This window comes from Aliiglaciecola sp. SL4, assembly GCF_041538045.1.
Taxonomy (GTDB): domain Bacteria; phylum Pseudomonadota; class Gammaproteobacteria; order Enterobacterales; family Alteromonadaceae; genus Aliiglaciecola.
Genome location: NZ_JBGOSE010000015.1, coordinates 1 through 21,779 on the forward strand (window position 1 = coordinate 1; position 21,779 = coordinate 21,779).

The window sequence follows — 21,779 nt, forward strand, 5'->3', positions numbered from 1 at the left end:
GTCTAAGCGTGCTTTGGCTAACAAAGCCCGTTCAGACTTAGACATATATTCAAATGCTTTCTTGAAATTGCCTTGCGCGTTGAGAATCTGTCCATATTGATTATATGCATCCCATTGGCCTGCGAGGTCGTCCGTTTGTGCAGCTAAGTTAGCCGCTTTTTCCCCATAAACAAGAGCTCGTTCAAGAAAGCCATTTACTTGTAAAATTGAGCTGTAATGAACATAGGAATTAGCGATAGCAACAGGATTGTTCAACTCTTCTCGTAAGGTAACAGACTCTGCAATCCAGCTAAGTGCTTCTTTATCATTACCATCTTTACTATGAAAGTAAGATTTAAGTAAGTAGGCATAGGCTAAGGAAGAAATATCCTCAATTTTGGCAAACACCCGAATGGCATTGTCCAATAAAAAAAAAGCATGTTTTCGGTCACCCACGATATTGACCATTTGCGCTTCACTCATCAGCGATATCGCTCGAAATATAGTAGTTTTCTCTGTAAACGTTTGCTTCGATAGTTCGTAAAAAACTTGAGCTTGTTCGTAATTTTTCAATTCATAATTAACATCACCACTGAAGTACAGTGATAACCCTGAAAGCACGGGCCAATTGTTTTCGTTGGCAACCTTGTTTACCTCAGAAAGTTCCTCCGTAGCTTTAGTATAATGTTGCAAGTAAGCATCATTAATACCGCTATACATGCTTAATACCGTTGATAAATACAAAACTTGGGGTTGATGGCCTTGCTCTGTTCTACTATTTAGTACATCCAGAATTGCCTGTGCTTTGAGAAAAGTTGTCTTTGCAACTACGTATTGGCTTGCAGAATAAAAGCTATACCCTTTGAGTAACTGCCACTTTAGTGCATTAATATCGTCAGACTGGTTTACTCCTATTGTTGCCATCTCTTCTAATAATTCTGTTAATAACTCTACCCGATCAAATTGCAAATACAAACACGCCAAAGAGATACTAGCTTCAACTCTTTGTTCTAACGAGTTGGAATTAGCAATATGGGTTTCAAATGATGCTTGCATGGATGAAAAAGGAGTTTGTGCATTAGCATGTTCAAAGAAAAAGTCCGTTTCAGCGTTAAGGCTAAAACTACAAATAAACACTAAGACTGCACATATGGATGGATAGTTTATTACGGGCAACTTCATAAGGCGCGTATTGCCTTCTATATGCTTAAGAACCGGTAGGATAAATATTTGTTTAATCGAGCAAATTAATCAACAGATATATTCAGGATTGAGAAGAAAAAGTAAAAAATACAACAATAAAGTGGATAATTAGCTTTAAAACAGCATTGAATTAACTCTTGGCTCTATAATTAAATTCGAACACTGTCTTATTTATGTGGATGTTATACAGCTGTTTACATATTTATTTTTTGAATGTCAGCAGCGGATCCTGCATAAGTTTGATCTAAAAACGCCCCCCTGATACATCATCAAATAAAATAAGCAAAAAGTGGTAGTTCGCCTAAAGCTCAAGTCGCACCGGTAAGCTTATTTCCGTAAATAGAAATATTAGAACTGCCAAATAGACACCAACCTGAGACTTGAGGGCTAGCGTTACTAATAGCATTCATGGGCTTAGCTTCTTCTAACAAACTATTCCACAGATTAATACACAGAGTTGTGCCACCTCCGATGGCAATTGGCCATCTAGAATCGCTATCAATTTCAACTTCAGAATCATGAACAACAGTAGGGCTTTTTTAATCAAATAAGTACTTCGCATCAAGTCGACAGATTACTTAAATACTGCAACTTCTCCTTTCATTGCCGCTAAATTCGCATCGTCAGATAAATTAACATAACGCGCTAACAGAGTGACCGCTAATATACCTAATATTACTGTGACTATAATATGCTCAAATAATGTAAAACCACTGTACTTACGCAAAGCACTATCTTCCTGCTTTAATTATTTTGTTGTCCAAGTCTTTTCAAGAATGTTTTAAGATCATTGTATCTCTCGAGCATACTTATAGAATTAATTACAGTTTTCGTTAGCTGCACCATTATAAATTCCACCATTCAAACGAATGGAGTTTTTTAACTGACCTGATTCCTGAAATGAACGCCATTGTCGATTTAAGGTCGGAATAATATGATTTAATTCCTTATTGACCACAAAAACCAATGGAGTGTCGTGAACAGAATTAGGCGATTTATAAAATGTGGTACCACAAAATGGTTTTTGGTTTATCACCGAATTAGCATTGTATTCATTCATAACGGCATAATCACAACGTCCTTTTTGTAGCATATTGGTTATAGTGTGTTGTTCGCTTGAATCTACTCTTATTAACTTTTTTTCTTTGAATAATTGCATTAAGGAGGGGTAAACATAACCTCTCCTCACACAAATCAGTTTTTTTGAAACCGAAGATAATGAAAAATGTTGAGCAAATGGCGTCAGGGAGTAAAAATAACTTTTATGTAGTAATAGCTCGTTGCTGAACAATACCTTGTCTGGTTGACTTAGCCAAGCAGGGCTAGATAAAAAAACATCTGCTTTACCTGCAATTACTAGGTGTTCATTCCTAGATCTATTAGAATCTAAATACACCACATCAAACTTCTTATCGTCATCGAAGCTGTCGAAAAAGTCGGGGACTATGCCTTGGTAAACGTTTCGTTTTTCATCAAAATATAAATAAGGTGGTGCGCCTGGATCATTTATGGCAAATACAAGTTTTCCAGGTGATTTAATTTGTTCAGGATGCTGAGAGGCAAAACTTTTACTACAGATTATCAAACAACTAAAAAACACTACTTTTTTAAGTAATTCCAGCACAGCACAACCCCTGTCGACGGCCTCTATTCCAAACTAAAAATAATTTTATCTGTTAATATTAAAATTGGAAGACGAGATATCCTATTAAAACGCCAAACTAACTATAATGCGGATAACTAAGTATAGGTTGGTCTTAAGAACGACTAAAATATAGTTAATTTTTAACTATATTTTCCTGATAAGTCATGAAAACGAATTCACCTAAATCACTTAATGTTTTAGCAGCTATTATTATCTTTGAATATGCTCTATTTCAGAAAAGTCCTGATATGGTATTGATACGCCATACTTCTGGTAGTACTGATTAATTTTACCGGTTTTTCGATATTTCAACAACACACGAGCTATATCATCGTACAAAACAATAGCTTTTGATTTCCTAGGGATACTGATGTAAAGATAGTTCAAAAAAGTATCTTCAAAAGTCGCCTTTTCGAATTTACTTTCAAATAGCTCTCCATTATGAGACGTAGAACTAACCACAACATCAATTCGCTCCATTTCTAACATTCCTACTAATTGTTCAGTTCTACCGACTAACGTAAGGCTATCAGTGTTGATTTTAGAAAAGCTTGGAGAATAAAAAATTCCACGAATTGCACCTACACTTACATTTTTCAGATCATCATAAGAGGTAATATCAGAGGTAAATGACTTTGATTTATAGAAAAACAAGATTCGTTTTTCTACCGCATATTTAATTGGTTTTAAAAAACTAATCCGCTCTTCGGTCATGGAATGTCGGATTAACAGATCAACATTCCCGCGCTTAGCTTCTTTGGTAGACCGGATCCACGGCGCGTATACCCATTCATTATCATGTCCTAGTTCAGCGAGAATATCTTCTACTAGTTCAGGAAGAATACCGATACATTTTTTGCCATTAAAATATATCTCAGGTGGATAATCGCGACAATGAGAGACGAGTGTATTTGCTAAAACATGTGATGGCAAAAAGGTAAAAAATAGAGTTACCCATATTCGAACAGCTGTTTTCATAGAAGCTTTCTCAATTGAACACACAATCAGTATAGCTATATTTATATCTTTGATTAAAGATATTTAATTTCAATATCTCTAAGGTGCTAAGTTAGTAATTTAATTGTCAAAAATAGAGAGAATTTTCTCTTTCTAAGTGATGAGCTATTCAATCAATTTAACGGCGGAATTTAACAAACAAAGAGTAAAAATATAACAGGCACAAAAAAGCCGCTCTTAAGAGCGGCTTTTTAATTTTCACTTAAAGCAAATTAAATAGCAGTTGCTTTAGTTACTACGTCAACCAAGGTCCAGTTTTTGGACTTTGACAAAGGGCGACATTCAGTAATAGTTACTACGTCACCTTCGTTACATTGGTTTGTTTCGTCATGGGCGTGAAGTTTAGTAGAACGCTTTTGGAACTTCCCATAAATAGGATGTTTTACGAAACGTTCAACAACAACTGTAATGGTTTTATCCATTTTGTTGCTTACCACACGACCTTGAACTGTACGAATTTGTTGTTCAGTCATTAGCTTTCAGCCTTTTCAGTCAGAATGGTTTTAACACGCGCAATGTTACGACGCACTTTACGTAGCTGGTCAGTTTTTTCCAACTGTCCAGTGCTGTGCTGCATACGTAGATTAAACTGTTCGCGAAGAAGGTTTAACAACTCTGCGTTCAATTCTTCAACGTTTTTGGCTTTCAGTTCAGCTTTCATTACATCACCGTCCGAGTTACAAAGGTTGTTTTAAATGGCAATTTAGACGCCGCCAGTTCAAACGCTTCGCGAGCTAATGATTCAGGAACACCTTCCATCTCATATAACACACGTCCTGGTTGAATTTGGCATACCCAGTACTCAACGTTACCTTTACCTTTACCTTGACGCACTTCAAGAGGCTTCTCAGTAATTGGCTTATCAGGGAAAACTCGAATCCAAATTTTACCTTGACGTTTAACGTGACGAGTCATAGCACGACGAGCTGCTTCAATTTGACGTGCGGTCATACGACCACGGCCAATTGATTTCAATCCGTAAGTACCAAAGCTAACTTTGCCGCCCGCAACTGCCATGCCGCGGTTGCGACCTTTATGCATTTTGCGGAATTTCATACGTTTAGGTTGTAACATAATTATTAGCCCTCACGCTTAGCAGAACGGCCTTTCTTCTTAGGTGCTTGAGCAGGTTGCTCTTGCGTAAGAGGCAATCCGCCTAGTACTTCACCTTTGAAGATCCAAACTTTTACGCCAATGATGCCGTAAGTAGTCAAAGCTTCTGAAGTTGCATAATCGATGTCAGCACGGAAAGTGTGTAGTGGTACACGACCTTCACGATACCATTCTGAACGTGCAATCTCTGCTCCGCCCAAACGACCGCTTACTTCTACCTTGATACCTTTAGCGCCAAGACGCATTGCATTCTGTACAGCACGCTTCATAGCACGACGGAACATTACACGACGTTCTAATTGGCTAGAGATACTGTCAGCAACAAGCTGGCCATCTAGTTCAGGTTTACGCACTTCAGCAATATTGATCTGAGCTGGCACACCGGCTAACTTAGATACAAATTTGCGAAGCTTCTCTACATCTTCACCTTTTTTACCGATTACAACACCAGGGCGAGCAGTGTGAATAGTCACACGAATGCTTTTTGCTGGGCGTTCGATAACGATTTTCGATAGAGACGCGTTTTTCAATTCTTTAGTCAGGTATTTACGTACCTGGTGATCATTAAACAGGTTGTCTGCATATTCCGCTGTGTTAGCGTACCAAGTAGACGTCCATGGTTTGCTGATACCCAGGCGTATACCTGTAGGATGTACCTTCTGTCCCATTTCTAATCTCCTAGTCCGCTACTACAACAGTGATATGACTGCTGCGTTTAAAGATACGATCAGCTCGGCCTTTGGCTCGTGGCTTGATACGCTTCATAGTTGGGCCTTCATCAACGAAGATTTTTGCGACAGTCAACTCATCGATGTCTGCGCCTTCATTGTGTTCAGCGTTCGCAATCGCAGACTCTAGTACTTTTTTGACTAGAGCAGCACTTTTCTTCGGACTATAAGTCAGAACTTCAAGCGCCTTTTCAACGTGTAAACCGCGAATTTGATCTGCAACCAAGCGTGCTTTCTGAGCCGAAGAACGGGCAAAACGATGTTTAGCTAAAGCTTCCATAATTTTTCCTCTTATCTCTTCGCTTTCTTATCCGCGACATGGCCGCGGTAAGTACGCGTTGGAGCAAATTCGCCCAACTTATGGCCAACCATTTCGTCAGAGACGAAAACAGGTACGTGCTGGCGACCGTTATGGACCGCAATGGTCAACCCAATCATATCTGGGATGATCATGGAGCGACGAGACCAAGTCTTAATTGGTTTCTTTTCGCCCTTTTCCACTGCAGCCTCTACCTTCTTCAGCAAGTGCAGGTCAATAAATGGACCTTTCTTGAGAGAACGTGGCATGGTGAATCCTCGCTGTTACTTGTTACGACGACGTACGATAAGTTTATCGGTACGCTTGTTACTACGGGTTTTCTTACCCTTAGTTGGTACACCCCAAGGTGAAACTGGATGACGGCCACCAGAGGTACGACCTTCACCACCACCATGTGGGTGATCTACTGGGTTCATGGCTACACCACGAACTGTTGGACGCACACCGCGCCAACGTGTTGCACCAGCTTTACCTAGTGAACGTAGCATATGTTCAGCGTTACCAACTTCACCAATGGTGGCGCGGCAATCAGCTAAAACTCTGCGTACTTCACCAGAACGTAGACGAAGTGTTACATAACCTTCGGCACGCGCTAATATTTGTGCATATTGTCCTGCAGAACGGGCAATTTGAGCACCTTTACCAGGCTTCATCTCAATAGCGTGTACAGTTGTACCTACTGGGATATTGCGCATTGGCATGGCGTTACCCGCTTTGATTGGTGCATCAGAACCAGACTGTAGAGCTTGTCCAGCTTTAGCACCTTTCGGAGCAAGAATATAACGACGCTCACCATCAGCATAAAGCACAAGTGCAATATTAGCTGAACGGTTAGGATCGTATTCCAAACGTTCAATTTTGGCTGGAATGCCATCTTTGTTACGTTTGAAGTCAATTAAACGATAATGCTGTTTATGACCACCACCAATGTGACGCACGGTAATGCGACCATTGTTGTTACGACCACCAGACTTGCTGTTTTTCTCAAGTAGTGGTGCGTAAGGTGCGCCTTTATGTAGATCAGGATTTGTAACCTGAACTACGTGACGACGACCTGCAGAAGTCGGCTTAGCTTTTAATAATGGCATATCAAATCCCCTTCTTAAGCTTCGCCACCGACGAAGTCGATGTCTTGACCTTCTTTAAGCACTACATATGCTTTTTTCCAGTCGTTACGCTTACCAAAAGACTGACCGTGACGCTTGGTTTTACCCTTCACGTTTAAGGTACGAACGCTGCTAACTTCAACTTCAAACAGTTTTTCAACTGCAGCTTTGATTTCAGCTTTGTTTGCGTCTTTTACGACTTTGAAAACAACAGCGTTGTTGCCTTCAGCAGCCATGGTTGATTTTTCAGAAACATGCGGTGCTAATAGCACCTTAAGTAAACGCTCTTCAGAGATCATGCTAACGACTCCTCTAGCTGTTTAACCGCATCGGCAGTGATTAACACTTTTTCGAATGCGATTAAGCTTACTGGGTCAATGCCTTGAACATCACGAACGTCTACTTTATATAAGTTACGAGCAGCTAAGAACAAGTTCTCTTCTACTTCTGACGTTACGATTAACACGTCGTTAAGCTCAAGTTCGTCAAGCTTAGCAATCAATGCTTTTGTTTTAGGTGCATCAACACCAAATTTTTCTACAACAATCAAGCGATCTTGACGTACCAATTCAGAAAGGATGCTACGGATAGCTCCACGGTACATCTTTTTGTTCACTTTTTGACTGTGATCTTGAGGTTTGGCTGCAAACGCACGGCCACCACCGACCCAAATTGGGCTGCGGATTGTACCAGCACGAGCACGACCAGTACCTTTTTGACGCCAAGGCTTCTTGCCACCGCCTCTAACTTCAGAGCGTGTTTTTTGTGCTTTAGAACCCTGACGGGCACCTGCACCGTAAGCCACTACTACTTGGTGTACTAGCGCTTCGTTAAAATCACGTCCAAAGGTTGCTTCGGAGACTTCAAGAGCGCTATTCGCGTCTTTCAATACTAATTCCATCACTTAACTCCCAGACGTTACGCTTTAACTGCAGGCTTGACGATAACGTCACTGCCTGGAGCACCAGGTACTGCACCTTTGATTAGAAGAAGGTTGTTCTCTGCGTCAACACGTACTAGTTCCAAAGATTGAGTAGTCACAGCTTTATTGCCTAATTGGCCAGCCATTTTCTTCCCTTTGAAAACTTTACCTGGAGATTGGTTTTGACCAATCGAACCAGGAGCACGGTGAGACAAAGAGTTACCATGTGTCATACGTTGGTGACTAAAGTTCCAACGTTTGATAGCACCGGCAAAACCTTTACCTTTAGAAGTTCCTGCAACATCAACTTTTGTAGCTTCAGTAAAGATTTCAACAGTAAGTTCACTGCCTACTTCAATACCTTCGCCTTCGTTGTTGTCTAAACGAAACTCCCATAAACCACGGCCAGCTTCCACGCCAGCTTTAGCAAAATGACCTGCTGAAGCTTTATTTACGCGGTTTGCTTTTTTATCACCAGCGGTTACTTGTAGCGCGCGATACCCATCTGTTTCATCAGTACGTAACTGAGTCACACGGTTTGGGGTCGCTTCTATAACAGTCACAGGAATTGAAATACCATCTTCAGTGAAGATGCGAGTCATTCCTACTTTACGACCGATAAGACCAATCGCCATTGTTAAAACCCTCTCTTGTTAGCCCAGGCTGATTTGAACATCAACACCGGCAGCCAAGTCCAATCTCATCAATGCATCAACTGTTTTATCAGTTGGTTCAATGATATCTACCAAACGCTTATGTGTACGGATTTCATACTGATCACGTGCGTCTTTATTCACGTGAGGTGAAACCAATATTGTATAGCGTTCCTTGCGAGTAGGTAGTGGAATAGGACCGCTAACCTGAGCACCTGTACGTTTCGCAGTTTCAACGATTTCAGCCGTAGACTGATCGATCAACTTGTGATCAAACGCTTTCAAACGAATACGAATTCTTTGATTTGGCATCGATTAAGCTCCAATCGAAAGAACAAAAAAAACCATCCACACCAACCTTTCATTAGGTGGGAGGATGCATGTAAACCGATGACCCACAATTGGGGTCTTGTTCATAGTATTTCGATTTCTTCGCTAGCCAACTTTAATTAGAGCTAACTAATGTTGAAATCGAAATCACTGCCCATCAGGGCAAGTGGGCGCGAATTATACATGTGTGTGAAATTAATGCAACGCCTATTAGTAATTAAATGTGAGTTTATAAGGTTAAATTATAAACACAACAAATTAGTGTCATTAAAACGCTAAAAAACTGTACCTAGGAACAGGTGTATTTTAGTTACCATTTCACTAACCTTTTGATATTGCTTTGGCGCAAAGGTTGTTTACGAGGCCAACAGCAATAAAACGTTCTTTTATCTGCAACTCAGTAAAAGGACATTAATTTATTAATCAAAAGGAAATCGCACATGCGAGAATTGAATGTTACGCAATTAGAAGAAGTCAATGGTGGAGTCGCTCCTTTAATTGTTGCTTTTGGAGCTGGGATGTCCGCTGTTGGTTATATTAACAGTTTACCAGGACTCATGTCATTTGGTCGTGGACTCGGTTTTGGTTTTTATGATGCTACTCATTAAACAAAAAGGAATTTTTAATGATCGAATTAAATAGAAATGAATTAATTAAAATTTCTGGAGGCATGCCCGACAACGAAGTTGCAGGTTACGCAATTGGTTATGGTGTGGGATATGTATTCGGAGGAAAAGCGGGTTATCAATTAGGAGTTTCCATTTATAACTTGTTTCATTGATTTTAGAAAAAGTTAAAAGGGGATAGCTCCCCTTTTATTTTTAATAAACTATAAAACAGAAGGGAAGTGTAATGAATCGTAAATTTGTAATATTCACCAATGCTATTTTATTTTTAATGATAGCTACCAATCTCTGGAGTGTCACTTTTAACTGGTTCGTAAACGATATTGACATGTCAGCTAACCCTAATCTACAAACAGCATTGTTATACATTATCTGCGGGTTTCTATTTAACCAATATGGAGCAGAGAAAAATCCTAACGATATTTGTAAAGAGGATTAAATTATGGATCCCAAACTAATTAAGTTTACTAACTGGTTGCTGTATATCTTAGTTGCATTTGCTTTCATTCAAGTTGTAGGGAGCTGGTTTGAAGATGGTACGGGTATCTTCGGAAATCCGGTAGCCCATACAGGAATGTTGCTAATCATACTGGGGTTTTTATTCAACCAAAGCGTAAAACCTAAGCAATCTGAGGAAAAGCAATCTAAATCTTAGGTTTTGTTAATGATTACACTCAGTTATAGTTAGGGAATAAGTAATGACACTGACCGTAGTAGATGGCAACAGAACTTGTTATTGAAGAGACTCTTCAGAAAATAGATAGATTGTTGGAAGCCCATCCATCATTGATGGATGCTTATCAGCAATTGGAACCGATAATTCTTAGTTTGTTTGAAGCTCAGCGTATGAGTATTTTTCAACGCCGACGTCAACATCAAGATTTGGTTGCCCGTTTCAAAACCGGAAAAGAAACGCTACAAATCAAAGTTCCGATTAGTCCACAGTCTATCGCTGGATATGTTGCACTGAGTCAAAAGCCCCTGCTAATTAGCGACCCTTATAATGCGCAAGAACTGGCAGAGATACATCCACGTCTGAAGTTTGCCGATAAATTTGATAAGAACAGTTCTTTTAAAACTGAAAATATCATTTGTGTTCCCATTTTGAATGCCGGCGTACTGATGGGTGTGATGCAAATCATTAATAAAAATGTGGGCTGCTTTGGTGATGCCGATTTACGCTTAGCCAATTCATTGTCAGAAATATTAGGAAATAAATTCCGCTATGAATTGGGCGGAACCAGTAATCCGTTTGATTATCTTGTTCATCGTAAGTTGATGTCTGAAAAAGACCTCAAACAATTTACTGAAACAAGTAAAGATATTCGTCAATTAATCCAACGCATGGTCTCCGAAGCTCGTATTCCCGAAGATGAGTTGGGAAATGCATTATCGGTTCACTATCAAGTTCCCTACATTAGTTACCTGCCTGAGAAATACCATGTTCTGCAAAGCGGTAATAAACTAAACCTATCTTATTTAAAGCGAAACTACGTAGTGGTGTTGGCAGACGCTGCTGAAAATCCAATTGTTTTGATGGCCGAACCTAATAATGCTGCCCTATTAATGGAAATTGAAAGTGCATTAGGAATAGACAGCTATGAAATCTCTGTAGGTTTACCCAATCAAGTGCTGCAATACTTAGGCGCGAGCGGGGGCGGAGGCGCGCCTGGAGAGATGGATGAAATACTGGACGAAATTGGTACCAGTAGTGAAGAGTTAGATGAAACTAGTGAAGAGATGTCTGATGATGCGCCTGCAGTAGTTCGTTTAGTGAGTCGCGTTTTGCATGACGCAAAGCGATTAAATGCATCAGATATCCATGTGGATCCTGAAAAGAACGGTCCGACACGGGTTCGAATGCGCATCGATGGTGTTTGTCGAGATATTACCCAGGTACCGGCTTCTCATCACAGCGCAGTTATTGCACGTATAAAAATCATGTCAAACTTGAATATCGCTGAAAAGCGTGTTCCACAAGACGGTAAATTGGCATTTAAAATGTCAGGTCAGTTGGTTGAAGTTCGGGTCGCAACAATACCGACAGTGGCTGGCGAAGGTGTGGTCATGCGGATTTTAGCCTCAGGTGGCGCGTTACCCATTGAAAAAATGAACATTTCGCCTAAGAACATGAATATGCTTCGGGTAATGATTAAAAAACCCCATGGAATATTATTAGTTGTGGGTCCTACAGGTTCGGGTAAAACCACCACATTGCACGCCATATTAGGTTATTTGAATACACCAGATAAGAAAATTTGGACAGCAGAAGATCCGGTGGAAATAACACAGCCAGGATTGCAGCAAGTTCAGGTGAGTCCCAAAATAGGCTTCACTTTCGCCAACGCATTAAGAGCTTTCTTACGAGCCGACCCTGATATTATTCTTATTGGTGAAATGCGTGATAAAGAAACGGCGCATGCTGGTATAGAAGCCTCTCTGACCGGTCACTTAGTGCTCTCTACTTTGCACACTAACTCGGCACCAGAAACCATCACTCGCTTATTAGATTTAGGCCTAGATCCGGTGAACTTTTCCGATGCCTGTGTTGGCATCATGGCGCAACGCTTGATTCGAACTATATGTCCAAACTGCAAAGAACAATACCCCGCGACTGAAACAGATATGGCGTTTATTCGTCGTCAATACGGCGAAGAATATCTGGAAGAACTTGGTCTGGAGGAGCCGCTAATGTTGTATCGTGGCAAAGGTTGCGATGATTGCGGTGATACTGGTTATAAAGGAAGAACCGGGGTACATGAATTGTTAGCCATGACATCTGATCTTCGCTCTCTAGTGTACAAAGAAGCATCGGTAACTGAAATGAAAGCCCAAGCGATGAAAGATGGAATGAGAACCCTCACGCAAGACGGGATCTTAAAAGTACTAAAAGGTGATACTGATATAGCTCAAATTCAGATTATCAGCGGAACTGAGTAACTGAAAAAGGCACTCAATGGATAAATTGAGTGCCTATTTTAAGGTCTCATCGGGTTCAAAATTAAATAATTTAATACCCCCTGATGTTGCCTACCTTACTCAGAATCAATGGTTCCATTTGCGTTAGGTAAGTTATTCAGTAACTGCTTATTAAACGTATGGAAATCGTTGATTGCCGTTACTAAATCATTGGTTCCCAAGTCTTGAACTTCATTAATAATACGATTAATTAACTTATCGTACTGATCGCCATCCGCTAACTTTTGCTGCGACTGCTCAAAAACATTGAGCATTTTTTGCAAGTAATCACTTACTCTTTCTATCGGTTTTGATGACGGCTCTTGACTGCTGTCGTCATCGTTATATTGAGAAACCGACTCGTAAGCTTTAACTACCTCAACTTGATCTTGTCGAGTGAGTTGCAACGCAAAACCTGCTAGTTCTTGTTCGTCAAAACCAATTTCCAAGGCCTGTTCAAAAGCTTGCTCAATATCTCCTTCAAAAAAAGTGTTGGCCAAATCATTGGCATCAGAAACTAACTGACCTATAGACTCCAGTTCACTTTCATCCAACTCACCAGTTACTGAAAAGCTGTAGTTACTCTGTGCAACAAATACCGATTGCTGAGCCGCTGTAGGCTCGCCGTTTGTTTCAGATGCTTCAGGTCGAGCATTTGCTGGTGTAGAGCTTTCATCTGACTCAGCACTTTGTAATTCAACCTCATCAGCCTGAACATTTGCATTGCTTGGAGTTTCAACATTATCTGTAGAAGCACGCGGTAAAACATCGTTCTTTTCGATGTCTGAACTTTGTGTAATTTGTTTCTCTTGCTCCATTAACACCTGACGATTTAACTCAAACTGTTTTAAATCCTCAAAACGAATAGTGACTTCATCACCATCCCGGGTGCGAATTTGCAACTCGCCACTTTGTTGGCGAGACGCAGAAAGACTCTCTGTTACAGTTGACATAGGAGACTGCAAAGCAGCGTCATCTACTTCGTTTTCGTTACCAAAAAGTTGATCTTGTAATCGTTGAATACCTTGCTCAATTAAATCAGCGCTACGATCAATCCCCTCAGAAATATCTTCATTCATAAAACCTGACAGATCTTTTTCTGCCAGATTGATCCCCTTAGCAACCCCCGAACGTGCTTGGTCAAATAAGCTACTTAAGGTTTCTTCATCCGCACCATTGCGTGCAGCTCCAGAAATCACGCCGCTCACAAAATGAAGTACATTGTTTGCTACTTCTTCAAAGTCGAATAAACTTTCATTTGTTTGTTCAGGACTTTTCAGATTTGCCCGTTTACCATCAAGTTCTAATGTTTGGTTTAACGAGTTACTGTAAATTCTTAACCCGACTGTCGTTTGTGAACTGAGCTTGCTAACAGTAGATTCAGCAGACATACTTAGCCCTGCTTCTGCTTGTTTCAAACCAGCTTCACGCAATTGATTTTTTACCGCGTCATTGGGGTTAACCTGGGCTTTGTCGCCCATAAACGCTTTAATTTCGCCAAAATTCATGTGGAATACCTCACTATCCTCATTTAATAGTATCGACTATAAATTCAGTTTATTGAGAAATTTAATAAAATAAACTTAGTATTACACGAAATTATGAGCAAAATTAGTTAGTTAGCTTCAGGTCAAAAAACAAACACCAAATTGCGTTTGCAAGCGCGCTGGAAATCTTTAAAATTCGCGATTCTTCTTATAATGCCCAACTAATCGAGTTTTTGATGCGCCCAACAGAAATAAATCCCCAATTTTACCAAGCTCAACTCGACGACAAAGTATCCGCTTTAAATCAGCAATTTTCTGAATTTAGCATGCCAGAATTAGAAGTGTTTAACTCTGAAAAGTTGAATTATAGAATGCGTGCAGAGTTTCGTGTTTGGCATGATGGTGACGAACTGTTTCATATTATGTTCGACCAAGAAAGCAAAGAGAAATATCGCGTCGAAACATTTCCTCCTGCTAGTAAATTGATTAATAACGTCATGACAGACTTGGTCGCTTTGTTAAAAGAAAACGACATAGCCAGACGAAAGCTTTTTCAAATCGACTATTTAAGTACTTTAAGTGGCGAAATTATCGTTTCATTGCTTTATCACAAAGCCATAGATGACCAATGGCTTGAGCAAATCAACAAAATTTTGAAACAGTTAAGACAGCATTACCGAATAGATATAGTCGGTCGGGCCCGTAAGCAAAAAATATTAGTTGATAAAGATTTTGTAATTGAGCATTTACCTGTTGGCCAGAAAACCTACGAATTTAAACAAATTGAAAATAGCTTTACCCAACCCAATGCCTTAGTGAATCAAAAAATGGTTGAGTGGGCACTTGATGTCACCACAAATAGCGAAGGCGATTTACTCGAATTATATTGTGGTTTGGGTAATTTCAGTATTCCCATGGCACAAAATTTCAAACGCGTTTTAGCCACTGAAATATCTAAAACCTCGGTAGCTGCAGCACAATATAATATTGAGGCTAACCAAGCCCACAATGTCACCATTTTACGCATGTCCAGCGAAGAGTTTGTGCAAGCTCAAGCTGGGGTGAGAAAATTTAATCGTCTCGAAGGGATAGATTTAACCCAATACGACTGTCGTACTGTATTAGTTGATCCCCCTCGAGCGGGTTTAGATGATGAAACCGTTGCTATGGTTAGTAATTATGACAATATTGTTTATATTTCATGTAACCCAGAAACTTTGCTAGATAACTTGGCTGTTCTAAGTCAAACACACGAAGTGCGCAGATTTGCTTTGTTCGATCAGTTCCCTTATACCCATCATGTGGAGGCAGGGGTTTATTTAGTGCGGAAAAACTAAGCTGAATTATAAAGATTCATTGCTTTTGGCGAACTCTAAAGAGCCATTGGTAATGAACCTTAACTGAATTTTCAAACGTACAGCCAACTGCTCACGTTGAATAGGATCTAAATCTAACGCTTCAGCACCTGTACTAAAAACTAGCTTAACCATAGCTTCTGCTTGCAAGTTAGCGAGCTTTTTACTTAATCCCGTGGTTGCCACGGTATAATCAGTCAGCTCTTCTGTGAAGTGCTGAATCTCCCTAAATACAGCCGTTCGAAACGCGTTCGAAGTACCTGTGTGTTCACGTAATAATAATCTAAAAATATTACTGTTAGCAGAAATGAACTCCATAAAAGTATCAATGGACGTGCTGATGACTCCCCCTCCTGACGCAATTCTGACTCGAGCTTGTCGCATCAACTGGCGCAATGTTAACCCAGCCTCATCCACTAGAGTTAGACCAAGCTCATCAATATCTTTAAAGTGTCGGTAAAAAGAAGTTGGTGCGATGCCCGCCGCCCTTGCCACTTCTCTAAGACTCATACTAGAAAAGCTATGTTGTTCATCTAAAAGACCAAAAGCAGCATCTATAATTGCGCGACGTGTTTTTAACTTCTGTTGTTGCCGAGTTTGAATCACTTAGTACCCTCAGATATTTCCAGTCGTGAGATAATTATCAGGTTGAATTACACCTTAGGTTAACAGGCTTTTCAATTTATTTACTTGATAAAATATGCGGCTCAGGATAAATTAGCGTACAGTTGTAAGCTCAAAAGCATTTTTAAATGAACAAACCTCGTCTTTTATTGACCAATATTTTGGTCTTTCTCATCACCGGAGTCATTGCTGTAGTTGGCGTTCCATTGGAAGCATATTTCAATGGGTTCGACGCATTTGAAGTGACGGCCTGTATATTCTTAATATACTTTTCTGGCATGTCCATAACCGCTGGCTACCACAGATTATGGTCTCATAAAGCATACGAAACTAATTCCGTTGTTCGCTTTATACTTGCTGTAGGTGGTGCAATGGCACTGCAGAATAGTATTTTACATTGGAGCTCTGATCATCGAGTTCATCACAAATTTGTTGACCAAAATGGTAAAGACCCCTATTCAGCCAAACGAGGGTTTCTATTCTCTCATATAGGCTGGATGCTTAGAGATTATGAGTCACATAGATATGATGACTACAAGAATTGCAGAGATTTGCAAAAAGATGCCATTGTAATGTGGCAACATAAATATTATATACCTATTGTTCTGGCTACCAATTTTGGCATCCCTATGGCATTAGGATTTCTTAACGGCGACGTATTAGGAATGCTTCTATTGGCTGGTGTATTCAGATTAGTAGTTGTCCATCACGTTACTTTTTTCATCAACTCACTAGCCCACATTTGGGGTAAACAACCCTATACCGATAAAAACACAGCTCGTGACAATGGTATTTTAGCCTTTTTCACCTTTGGTGAGGGTTATCATAACTATCATCATATTTTTGAGTATGACTATAGGAACGGTATTCACTGGTGGCAGTTCGACCCTACTAAATGGTTAATTCGTGGACTCTCTGCTCTAAAACTGGCTCGGAACTTACGTCGTTGTCCAGAAGAAAGAATTGAAAAAGCGCGTTTTGAAATGATGATGAAGCGCACTCAGAAGAAAATTTCTCATCTTCCCGACGCTGAAGAAATCATGGTTAAGCTGCAACATGAATATGACGTATTAGTTGCCAAAATGAGTGACTATTATGCAACCAAGAAAAAGCTATTAGAGTTTAATCAAGCACGTATCAAAAAGAGTTACGACAATTTCGAGCTAGCAAATAAATACCAAGAACTAAAATTAAGTATGGTTCAGCAGAAACAGAAGCTCTATGAATTGTATCAAATGGCGTAAATTCTATTTTACTTCCATGGCTCAAAAGCCCGTGTCACAGTGCAAAAAAAAACCTGACGAAAGTCAGGTTTTTTTATAAGATTAATAAACTTAAGGTTGTACTGCTGCAGTTAACGATTGGTCTGTTAAAGCATCTCGGTGAGCGACAACTTCGATTAACGCATCTTTTGGATAATATTTAATGGTGGCCATAATAGCATCACTTTGAATATTTGCTTTTTCAGCAATATCCATTTGAACGTTTCGATAAGTCATATTTTGGCTAATCTTATTTGCCATGCATTGACTATTCACTTCAAACGATTGTTTGTCTACACAATCAAACGTTTTTAACTGATCGGCTTGAGCATGCGCAACCGCTCCTAAAGATAAGACGGCAAGAAAAGAAAATAATTTACGCATTGTGTTACTCCTATTAATTCATCGGTAGTCCGATGTAAAGAATATAACACAGACTATCCCAGGTTCGAAGCATAGTTTTATGACATTAATATGACAAGGTGTAATTTTTTGAATGAAAATGACTTTGATTTAGCCAGAAAATGCCGAGAGTGCACGGATTTACTGCCCTTAGAACCTCGACCGATAATACAAGGAAGCTCAAACAGCAAAATTTGTATCATTGGACAAGCCCCAGGTTTGGCAGCACATAATACTAATTTACCATGGAATGACGCCTCAGGAGACAGATTGCGAAGCTGGATTGGATTGTCCAAAGCAACTTTCTACGATAAAAATACAGTGGCAATATTACCAATGGGATTTTGCTACCCAGGAAAGTCATCATCCGGCGACTTACCACCTATCAAACGTTGTGCAGAACTATGGCATCAACGACTACTCGCTTTATTCTCACCTAAAATCACTCTTTTAGTTGGTCAATATGCACAAAGGTATTACTTAAATGATAAGTTAAACCTGACCGAGAGAGTAAAAAACTGGCAAGATTACCTGCCAAAATACATCGTACTCCCTCACCCTTCTCCTCGGAATAACATTTGGTTAAAGAAAAATGAATGGTTTGAACGTTCAGTTTTACCGGAAGTCAAAACGTTAATCCAGATGGCATCTTAAGGATAGTTAAATCGTTAAAACCTTAAACTAAACAGCCAGTATGGTTTACTGATACTTATCAAGAAATTTAATGAGTTCACTAAATGGCATAGGTTTAGCGTATAAATACCCTTGAGCTTCATCACAGCCTAGTTTTAACATGTAACTGGCTTGTTCTCGTTTTTCAATGCCCTCAGCAATGGTGTTTAAACCCAGGCGGCTACCTAAGGTAACAATCGTTTCGGCAATAAAGGCCGATTTATTGGGTTTAATTTCATTAATGAATGACCTGTCAACCTTCAGTCTATCAAGGGGTAACTGCTGTAAATAACTCATTGAAGAAAAACCAGTACCAAAGTCATCAATGGCTATTTTTACTCCAAACTCTTTAAGTTCTTTAAGTGATTCGACAACTATCTGAGGCTCATCCATGACTACGCTTTCTGTTATTTCCAGCTCTAACTGTGCAGGCACAATAGAATACTTATTAACGGAGGCTTTAACCATCTGAACGAAATCGGGATCTCGAAATTGCGGCATGGAAATATTTACCGCCATGCGCAAGTCATTGTAGCCTTGCTCTGTTAATGCCTTGAGATGCTGACAAGACTCTTCCAACACCCAAGCACCAATTTCTATTATCAGACCAGAGTACTCCGCCAATGGAACAAATACTGCTGGTGAAATAAAGCCATCATCTTCTGTTGGCCAACGCAGTAATGCTTCCATCCCAACAACCTGCTCAGTTACCAAGTCAACTTGGGGTTGGTACCAAACTTCAAGCTTGCGAGCAGAAAAGTCAGTCCTAAGTTGCCTAATCAGACTCAACCGCCAAGTTGTTTTTTCTTCCATTTCCGGTTCGTAATAACCGTAATTGGTGTTCAAATCCTTTTTAGCGCGATTTAATGCAATATTAGTTTGTTTTAATAAATTGATTCCCGAGCAATCGTCGTCGATTAATTTGCAAAAACCCATGGTTATATTGATAGGTAGCGTATGATCACCGGCTTTGAAAGGAAATGCGAATAATGAATTAACTCTTTCAGGGTTAACGACTTCTTCAGAGCCAATTAAACCGAACACATCAGCACCAATGCGACCCATTCTAACTTTAGACCCTAAACTATCTTGTACACGCTTGGATACAGCTTTTAAAAGATTATTACCTGCATCTTGCCCTAACCCATCGTTAACGTCAGAAAAGTGCTTAATATCAAGTAGTGCAACAACGTTGTAACCAGTACTTGTCATGACAGCAGTATCATCAAGCATATTGATGAACTCATTACGATTAGGGAGTTTAGTTAGCCAATCTTTAAAGGCTGCTGTACGCAATTGATGGAATAAATTTACATTTTCATAGCCGATTGAAATACTGTGTAAAAATACTTCAAGCAATTTCCTGTCTAATGAGTTTATTGGCTCTTTAGCATTAAGGAAAACCGCCGCGTCGTAACCTGAACTATTCAGATATAAAACTGAATAGTTTTTTTCGTAAACGTGCTCTTTTTGAGATAGACATTGACTAACTGATTCTACAATTTTTTTATTGTGCAGATTGTCTAAGTTTTCATTAATGTATTTAGCAAATTCTCCTGCGGCTCCTAAAACATAAACGTTATTATCCTCTTTATCTAAAATGGCACCCGCTCGCGCACAAACAACACCGCCAGCATCAAGACCAATTAGAGAACTAATTTGTGTGACAATGCCTTCGCAATATCCTTTAACTGAGTGTTCTTCGAGTAAATTAGCCGAAGAATGGATAATCTTTTCTAAGCCTTGTCGACTTTGGTTTATAGTAAGAATTTGTTGGTAAGAGCGTAGAGAGGCGATAATTGTGGTAACTAATTTACTACGGGTAAGTTCGGTTTTAGTTTTGTAATCATTAATGTCGTATTCTTTTATGACATTTTCTTCTGGTGCGTAACCTGGCTGACCTGTTCGCAGGATTATTCGGGGCTCCATAAGTTTCAGCTCTTCACGCATCTTACGCGCGACCACTAATCCAGCGTCATCAGTTTCCATTACAACGTCTAACAGAATAATAGCTAATTTGCTGCCTAATTTTTCAATGATAGTGAGTGCTTGCTTGCCTGAATAAGCATGGTGAAAGTACAGCTTCTTATCATTGAGCTGCAAGTCCGATAACGCTAATCTCGTTACAGAATGAATCTCTTCATCGTCGTCAACTACTAACACATTCCAGCGACCTAAGTTAGTCTCCTGTTCCTGTGATTCGTCTTCATCCAAGAAAATCAATTCATCATTTTCATAATCCGTTGGAAACATTCATCCTTCCACTATACAAACTTCATAACTGGTGAATACTGTAAAACCGTCGACCACACTTTAAACATATCTCAATATGCCGCAAAGAGGAATTATAAGTGTAGCAAAAAACAGCAGAATCGCTTTTTTTTGTCTTAATTTCGTCAAATAAGACAAATTCGTCAACTTAGTAGCTTTTCAGTTATAATCATTTTTTCGTTATATAGGTCAATTCTTCCTTTATGAAAATAGATTCTAATACGCCACCTCCCCACCTTATACAGAAAAAGGACTCCGCAACTAAAAGTGCGGCACAAGCTGAGGTGCCTTCAACTCAAAAAAGCAATACGGAATATAACAAGCAGACGAAGCTCAAGATGCTGCAATGGTTTAGTAGAGCAGGTATCGCAATTGGCCATAAAAGCTCTATCGAACAAGATTTACAGAAAAAAGTTAGTCGTCACCAGTTTGTTAAAGCCCAACGAAAATTAAAAAATTTAGAGCGAATTCTTTCCCTAGCTACTGATTTCAGTCAAGAGCAACCCATACAAGATGAGCTTGATCCGGATTGGTTTTTCAGTTTTAGTGAAATGGCTGAAAACATCAATTCGCCAGCAATGCAAGAATTGTGGGCAAAGATTTTCACCGTTGAGATTAGCGTCCCTGGCTCGTTTTCCCTTAAAACCTTACAAACTTTAAAAAACTTAACCCATAGAGATGCAAAAATTCTAAAATTAGCAGTGGGTATGGCAAGTAGAAGAAAAGGCGAGCACGGCTTAAAAATTATTTATGGTTACCATCGAAAACCGAATATTTTATCCGTTTTTAGGCTCACCAAGAATGAACAGATTAATTTAGCCGTACACGGTCTAACCTACCCAGATCTTCTCTCGTTAATGGATCTTGGTTTAATCTATAATAGTGAGATAGAGACAAGTGAACTTGAAATACAAAGCCGGTTGCAATATCGCTGCGCTGGGGAAACTTTTCACCTAGCCCCTAAAAAAAGAGGCTTAAGTTTACAATATTATAAATTCACTTCTATTGGCTCTGAATTAGCACGTTTGATAAATAACACAGTGAATAAACAATATTTAGACGACTTATTGGTATTACTTGGAAATGAATTTGAATTAAATTGAAATT

General features: G+C 39.5%; 27 protein-coding genes. 8 read left to right on the top strand and 19 right to left on the bottom strand.

Annotated elements, in window-relative coordinates; translation table 11 throughout:
• The 15 genes from AB6T38_RS16845 to rpsJ form a co-directional block, all read right to left on the bottom strand.
• Positions 1-1,161: hypothetical protein (locus AB6T38_RS16845; protein WP_372548418.1), on the bottom strand; the 1,161-nt coding region annotated here is incomplete at its 3' end.
• 595 nt (positions 1,162-1,756) lie between these two features.
• A complete protein-coding gene (locus tag AB6T38_RS16850; protein ID WP_372548419.1) occupies positions 1,757-1,909 on the bottom strand; it encodes a type II secretion system protein in 153 nt (50 codons plus the stop codon).
• Positions 1,910-1,999: 90 nt separating this feature from the next.
• The gene (locus AB6T38_RS16855) at positions 2,000-2,806 is read right to left on the bottom strand and encodes a substrate-binding periplasmic protein (protein ID WP_372548420.1); all 807 of its coding nucleotides are present in this window, start codon (positions 2,804-2,806) and stop codon (positions 2,000-2,002) included.
• A gap of 231 nt (positions 2,807-3,037) precedes the next feature.
• Complete coding sequence (locus AB6T38_RS16860; RefSeq protein WP_372548421.1) at positions 3,038-3,805, bottom strand: substrate-binding periplasmic protein; 768 nt, start codon at positions 3,803-3,805, stop codon at positions 3,038-3,040.
• A gap of 251 nt (positions 3,806-4,056) precedes the next feature.
• Complete coding sequence (rpsQ, locus tag AB6T38_RS16865) at positions 4,057-4,317, bottom strand: 30S ribosomal protein S17 (protein ID WP_348491445.1); 261 nt, start codon at positions 4,315-4,317, stop codon at positions 4,057-4,059.
• Positions 4,317-4,505, bottom strand: a complete 189-nt coding sequence (gene rpmC, locus AB6T38_RS16870) for a 50S ribosomal protein L29 (RefSeq protein WP_348491444.1) — start codon at positions 4,503-4,505, stop codon at positions 4,317-4,319. The genes rpsQ and rpmC overlap by 1 nt, the downstream gene beginning before the upstream one ends.
• Positions 4,505-4,918, bottom strand: a complete 414-nt coding sequence (gene rplP / locus AB6T38_RS16875) for a 50S ribosomal protein L16 (RefSeq protein WP_348491443.1) — start codon at positions 4,916-4,918, stop codon at positions 4,505-4,507. The genes rpmC and rplP overlap by 1 nt, the downstream gene beginning before the upstream one ends.
• Before the next feature lie 5 nt (positions 4,919-4,923).
• Positions 4,924-5,625 (bottom strand): 30S ribosomal protein S3, encoded by a 702-nt coding sequence (gene rpsC / locus AB6T38_RS16880; RefSeq protein WP_216048884.1) that lies wholly within the window; start codon positions 5,623-5,625, stop codon positions 4,924-4,926.
• Between the two features lie 10 nt (positions 5,626-5,635).
• Entirely contained in the window at positions 5,636-5,965 is a 330-nt protein-coding gene (gene rplV, locus AB6T38_RS16885) for a 50S ribosomal protein L22 (RefSeq protein ID WP_008845781.1), read from the bottom strand.
• Between the two features lie 11 nt (positions 5,966-5,976).
• Positions 5,977-6,252 (bottom strand): 30S ribosomal protein S19, encoded by a 276-nt coding sequence (gene rpsS / locus AB6T38_RS16890; protein WP_014107406.1) that lies wholly within the window; start codon positions 6,250-6,252, stop codon positions 5,977-5,979.
• A gap of 15 nt (positions 6,253-6,267) precedes the next feature.
• Positions 6,268-7,092, bottom strand: coding sequence for a 50S ribosomal protein L2 (gene rplB, locus AB6T38_RS16895; protein ID WP_348491442.1), 825 nt, complete (start codon positions 7,090-7,092; stop codon positions 6,268-6,270).
• A 14-nt stretch (positions 7,093-7,106) separates the two neighbouring features.
• Positions 7,107-7,409, bottom strand: a complete 303-nt coding sequence (gene rplW / locus AB6T38_RS16900; RefSeq protein WP_216048886.1) for a 50S ribosomal protein L23 — start codon at positions 7,407-7,409, stop codon at positions 7,107-7,109.
• The gene (rplD, locus tag AB6T38_RS16905) at positions 7,406-8,011 is read right to left on the bottom strand and encodes a 50S ribosomal protein L4 (protein ID WP_216048887.1); all 606 of its coding nucleotides are present in this window, start codon (positions 8,009-8,011) and stop codon (positions 7,406-7,408) included. Before rplD ends, rplW begins: the two co-directional genes overlap by 4 nt.
• Before the next feature lie 17 nt (positions 8,012-8,028).
• Complete coding sequence (gene rplC / locus AB6T38_RS16910) at positions 8,029-8,667, bottom strand: 50S ribosomal protein L3 (RefSeq protein WP_348491441.1); 639 nt, start codon at positions 8,665-8,667, stop codon at positions 8,029-8,031.
• Positions 8,668-8,685: 18 nt separating this feature from the next.
• A complete protein-coding gene (gene rpsJ, locus AB6T38_RS16915; RefSeq protein ID WP_006002183.1) occupies positions 8,686-8,997 on the bottom strand; it encodes a 30S ribosomal protein S10 in 312 nt (103 codons plus the stop codon).
• Between the two features lie 458 nt (positions 8,998-9,455).
• On the opposite strand from rpsJ, the gene AB6T38_RS16920 reads away from it, so the two are divergent.
• The 4 genes from AB6T38_RS16920 (at position 9,456) to AB6T38_RS16935 (ending at position 12,581) form a co-directional block, all read left to right on the top strand.
• Positions 9,456-9,623, top strand: coding sequence for a class IIb bacteriocin, lactobin A/cerein 7B family (locus AB6T38_RS16920; RefSeq protein ID WP_372548422.1), 168 nt, complete (start codon positions 9,456-9,458; stop codon positions 9,621-9,623).
• A 17-nt stretch (positions 9,624-9,640) separates the two neighbouring features.
• Complete coding sequence (locus tag AB6T38_RS16925; RefSeq protein WP_372548423.1) at positions 9,641-9,796, top strand: hypothetical protein; 156 nt, start codon at positions 9,641-9,643, stop codon at positions 9,794-9,796.
• A gap of 287 nt (positions 9,797-10,083) precedes the next feature.
• Positions 10,084-10,296 (top strand): hypothetical protein, encoded by a 213-nt coding sequence (locus tag AB6T38_RS16930; RefSeq protein ID WP_372548424.1) that lies wholly within the window; start codon positions 10,084-10,086, stop codon positions 10,294-10,296.
• A gap of 134 nt (positions 10,297-10,430) precedes the next feature.
• Positions 10,431-12,581, top strand: a complete 2,151-nt coding sequence (locus tag AB6T38_RS16935) for an ATPase, T2SS/T4P/T4SS family (RefSeq protein ID WP_372548491.1) — start codon at positions 10,431-10,433, stop codon at positions 12,579-12,581.
• Positions 12,582-12,676: 95 nt separating this feature from the next.
• Here AB6T38_RS16935 and AB6T38_RS16940 read toward each other — a convergent pair whose 3' ends face one another.
• Positions 12,677-14,107: a DUF5610 domain-containing protein gene (locus AB6T38_RS16940; RefSeq protein ID WP_372548425.1), complete on the bottom strand. Its 1,431-nt coding sequence runs from the start codon at positions 14,105-14,107 to the stop codon at positions 12,677-12,679.
• 215 nt (positions 14,108-14,322) lie between these two features.
• Here AB6T38_RS16940 and trmA point away from each other — a divergent pair, with 215 nt between their 5' ends.
• Positions 14,323-15,423 (top strand): tRNA (uridine(54)-C5)-methyltransferase TrmA, encoded by a 1,101-nt coding sequence (trmA, locus tag AB6T38_RS16945; protein ID WP_372548426.1) that lies wholly within the window; start codon positions 14,323-14,325, stop codon positions 15,421-15,423.
• 6 nt (positions 15,424-15,429) lie between these two features.
• Here trmA and fabR read toward each other — a convergent pair whose 3' ends face one another.
• Positions 15,430-16,047: an HTH-type transcriptional repressor FabR gene (gene fabR / locus AB6T38_RS16950; RefSeq protein ID WP_372548427.1), complete on the bottom strand. Its 618-nt coding sequence runs from the start codon at positions 16,045-16,047 to the stop codon at positions 15,430-15,432.
• A gap of 146 nt (positions 16,048-16,193) precedes the next feature.
• Between fabR and AB6T38_RS16955 the strand changes: the two genes are divergently transcribed.
• Positions 16,194-17,309 (top strand): acyl-CoA desaturase, encoded by a 1,116-nt coding sequence (locus AB6T38_RS16955; protein WP_372548429.1) that lies wholly within the window; start codon positions 16,194-16,196, stop codon positions 17,307-17,309.
• 90 nt (positions 17,310-17,399) lie between these two features.
• On the opposite strand, the gene AB6T38_RS16960 is transcribed toward AB6T38_RS16955, so the two are convergent.
• Complete coding sequence (locus AB6T38_RS16960; protein WP_372548431.1) at positions 17,400-17,711, bottom strand: pyridine nucleotide transhydrogenase; 312 nt, start codon at positions 17,709-17,711, stop codon at positions 17,400-17,402.
• A gap of 108 nt (positions 17,712-17,819) precedes the next feature.
• On the opposite strand from AB6T38_RS16960, the gene AB6T38_RS16965 reads away from it, so the two are divergent.
• Positions 17,820-18,383 (top strand): uracil-DNA glycosylase family protein, encoded by a 564-nt coding sequence (locus AB6T38_RS16965; protein WP_372548433.1) that lies wholly within the window; start codon positions 17,820-17,822, stop codon positions 18,381-18,383.
• 45 nt (positions 18,384-18,428) lie between these two features.
• Here the strand turns inward: AB6T38_RS16965 and AB6T38_RS16970 are convergent, their stop codons facing one another.
• A complete protein-coding gene (locus AB6T38_RS16970) occupies positions 18,429-20,654 on the bottom strand; it encodes an EAL domain-containing protein (RefSeq protein ID WP_372548435.1) in 2,226 nt (741 codons plus the stop codon).
• Between the two features lie 221 nt (positions 20,655-20,875).
• Here AB6T38_RS16970 and AB6T38_RS16975 point away from each other — a divergent pair, with 221 nt between their 5' ends.
• On the top strand, positions 20,876-21,775 hold the full coding sequence (locus tag AB6T38_RS16975; protein ID WP_372548437.1) for a TIGR03899 family protein: 900 nt from the start codon (positions 20,876-20,878) through the stop codon (positions 21,773-21,775).
• Positions 21,776-21,779 lie beyond the last annotated feature (4 nt).

Excerpts from the sequence above, each read along its gene's own strand:
- AB6T38_RS16860 (WP_372548421.1), bottom strand. The coding sequence starts at position 3,805 with ATGAAAACAGCTGTTCGAATATGGGTAACTCTATTTTTTACCTTTTTG.
- rpsQ (WP_348491445.1), bottom strand. The coding sequence starts at position 4,317 with ATGACTGAACAACAAATTCGTACAGTTCAAGGTCGTGTGGTAAGCAAC.
- rpmC (WP_348491444.1), bottom strand. The coding sequence starts at position 4,505 with ATGAAAGCTGAACTGAAAGCCAAAAACGTTGAAGAATTGAACGCAGAG.
- rplP (WP_348491443.1), bottom strand. The coding sequence starts at position 4,918 with ATGTTACAACCTAAACGTATGAAATTCCGCAAAATGCATAAAGGTCGC.
- rpsC (WP_216048884.1), bottom strand. The coding sequence starts at position 5,625 with ATGGGACAGAAGGTACATCCTACAGGTATACGCCTGGGTATCAGCAAA.
- rplV (WP_008845781.1), bottom strand. The coding sequence starts at position 5,965 with ATGGAAGCTTTAGCTAAACATCGTTTTGCCCGTTCTTCGGCTCAGAAA.
- rpsS (WP_014107406.1), bottom strand. The coding sequence starts at position 6,252 with ATGCCACGTTCTCTCAAGAAAGGTCCATTTATTGACCTGCACTTGCTG.
- rplB (WP_348491442.1), bottom strand. The coding sequence starts at position 7,092 with ATGCCATTATTAAAAGCTAAGCCGACTTCTGCAGGTCGTCGTCACGTA.
- rplW (WP_216048886.1), bottom strand. The coding sequence starts at position 7,409 with ATGATCTCTGAAGAGCGTTTACTTAAGGTGCTATTAGCACCGCATGTT.
- rplD (WP_216048887.1), bottom strand. The coding sequence starts at position 8,011 with ATGGAATTAGTATTGAAAGACGCGAATAGCGCTCTTGAAGTCTCCGAA.
- rplC (WP_348491441.1), bottom strand. The coding sequence starts at position 8,667 with ATGGCGATTGGTCTTATCGGTCGTAAAGTAGGAATGACTCGCATCTTC.
- rpsJ (WP_006002183.1), bottom strand. The coding sequence starts at position 8,997 with ATGCCAAATCAAAGAATTCGTATTCGTTTGAAAGCGTTTGATCACAAG.
- AB6T38_RS16920 (WP_372548422.1), top strand. The coding sequence starts at position 9,456 with ATGCGAGAATTGAATGTTACGCAATTAGAAGAAGTCAATGGTGGAGTC.
- AB6T38_RS16925 (WP_372548423.1), top strand. The coding sequence starts at position 9,641 with ATGATCGAATTAAATAGAAATGAATTAATTAAAATTTCTGGAGGCATG.
- AB6T38_RS16930 (WP_372548424.1), top strand. The coding sequence starts at position 10,084 with ATGGATCCCAAACTAATTAAGTTTACTAACTGGTTGCTGTATATCTTA.
- AB6T38_RS16935 (WP_372548491.1), top strand. The coding sequence starts at position 10,431 with ATGGATGCTTATCAGCAATTGGAACCGATAATTCTTAGTTTGTTTGAA.
- AB6T38_RS16940 (WP_372548425.1), bottom strand. The coding sequence starts at position 14,107 with ATGAATTTTGGCGAAATTAAAGCGTTTATGGGCGACAAAGCCCAGGTT.
- trmA (WP_372548426.1), top strand. The coding sequence starts at position 14,323 with ATGCGCCCAACAGAAATAAATCCCCAATTTTACCAAGCTCAACTCGAC.
- AB6T38_RS16955 (WP_372548429.1), top strand. The coding sequence starts at position 16,194 with ATGAACAAACCTCGTCTTTTATTGACCAATATTTTGGTCTTTCTCATC.
- AB6T38_RS16960 (WP_372548431.1), bottom strand. The coding sequence starts at position 17,711 with ATGCGTAAATTATTTTCTTTTCTTGCCGTCTTATCTTTAGGAGCGGTT.
- AB6T38_RS16970 (WP_372548435.1), bottom strand. The coding sequence starts at position 20,654 with ATGTTTCCAACGGATTATGAAAATGATGAATTGATTTTCTTGGATGAA.
- AB6T38_RS16975 (WP_372548437.1), top strand. The coding sequence starts at position 20,876 with ATGAAAATAGATTCTAATACGCCACCTCCCCACCTTATACAGAAAAAG.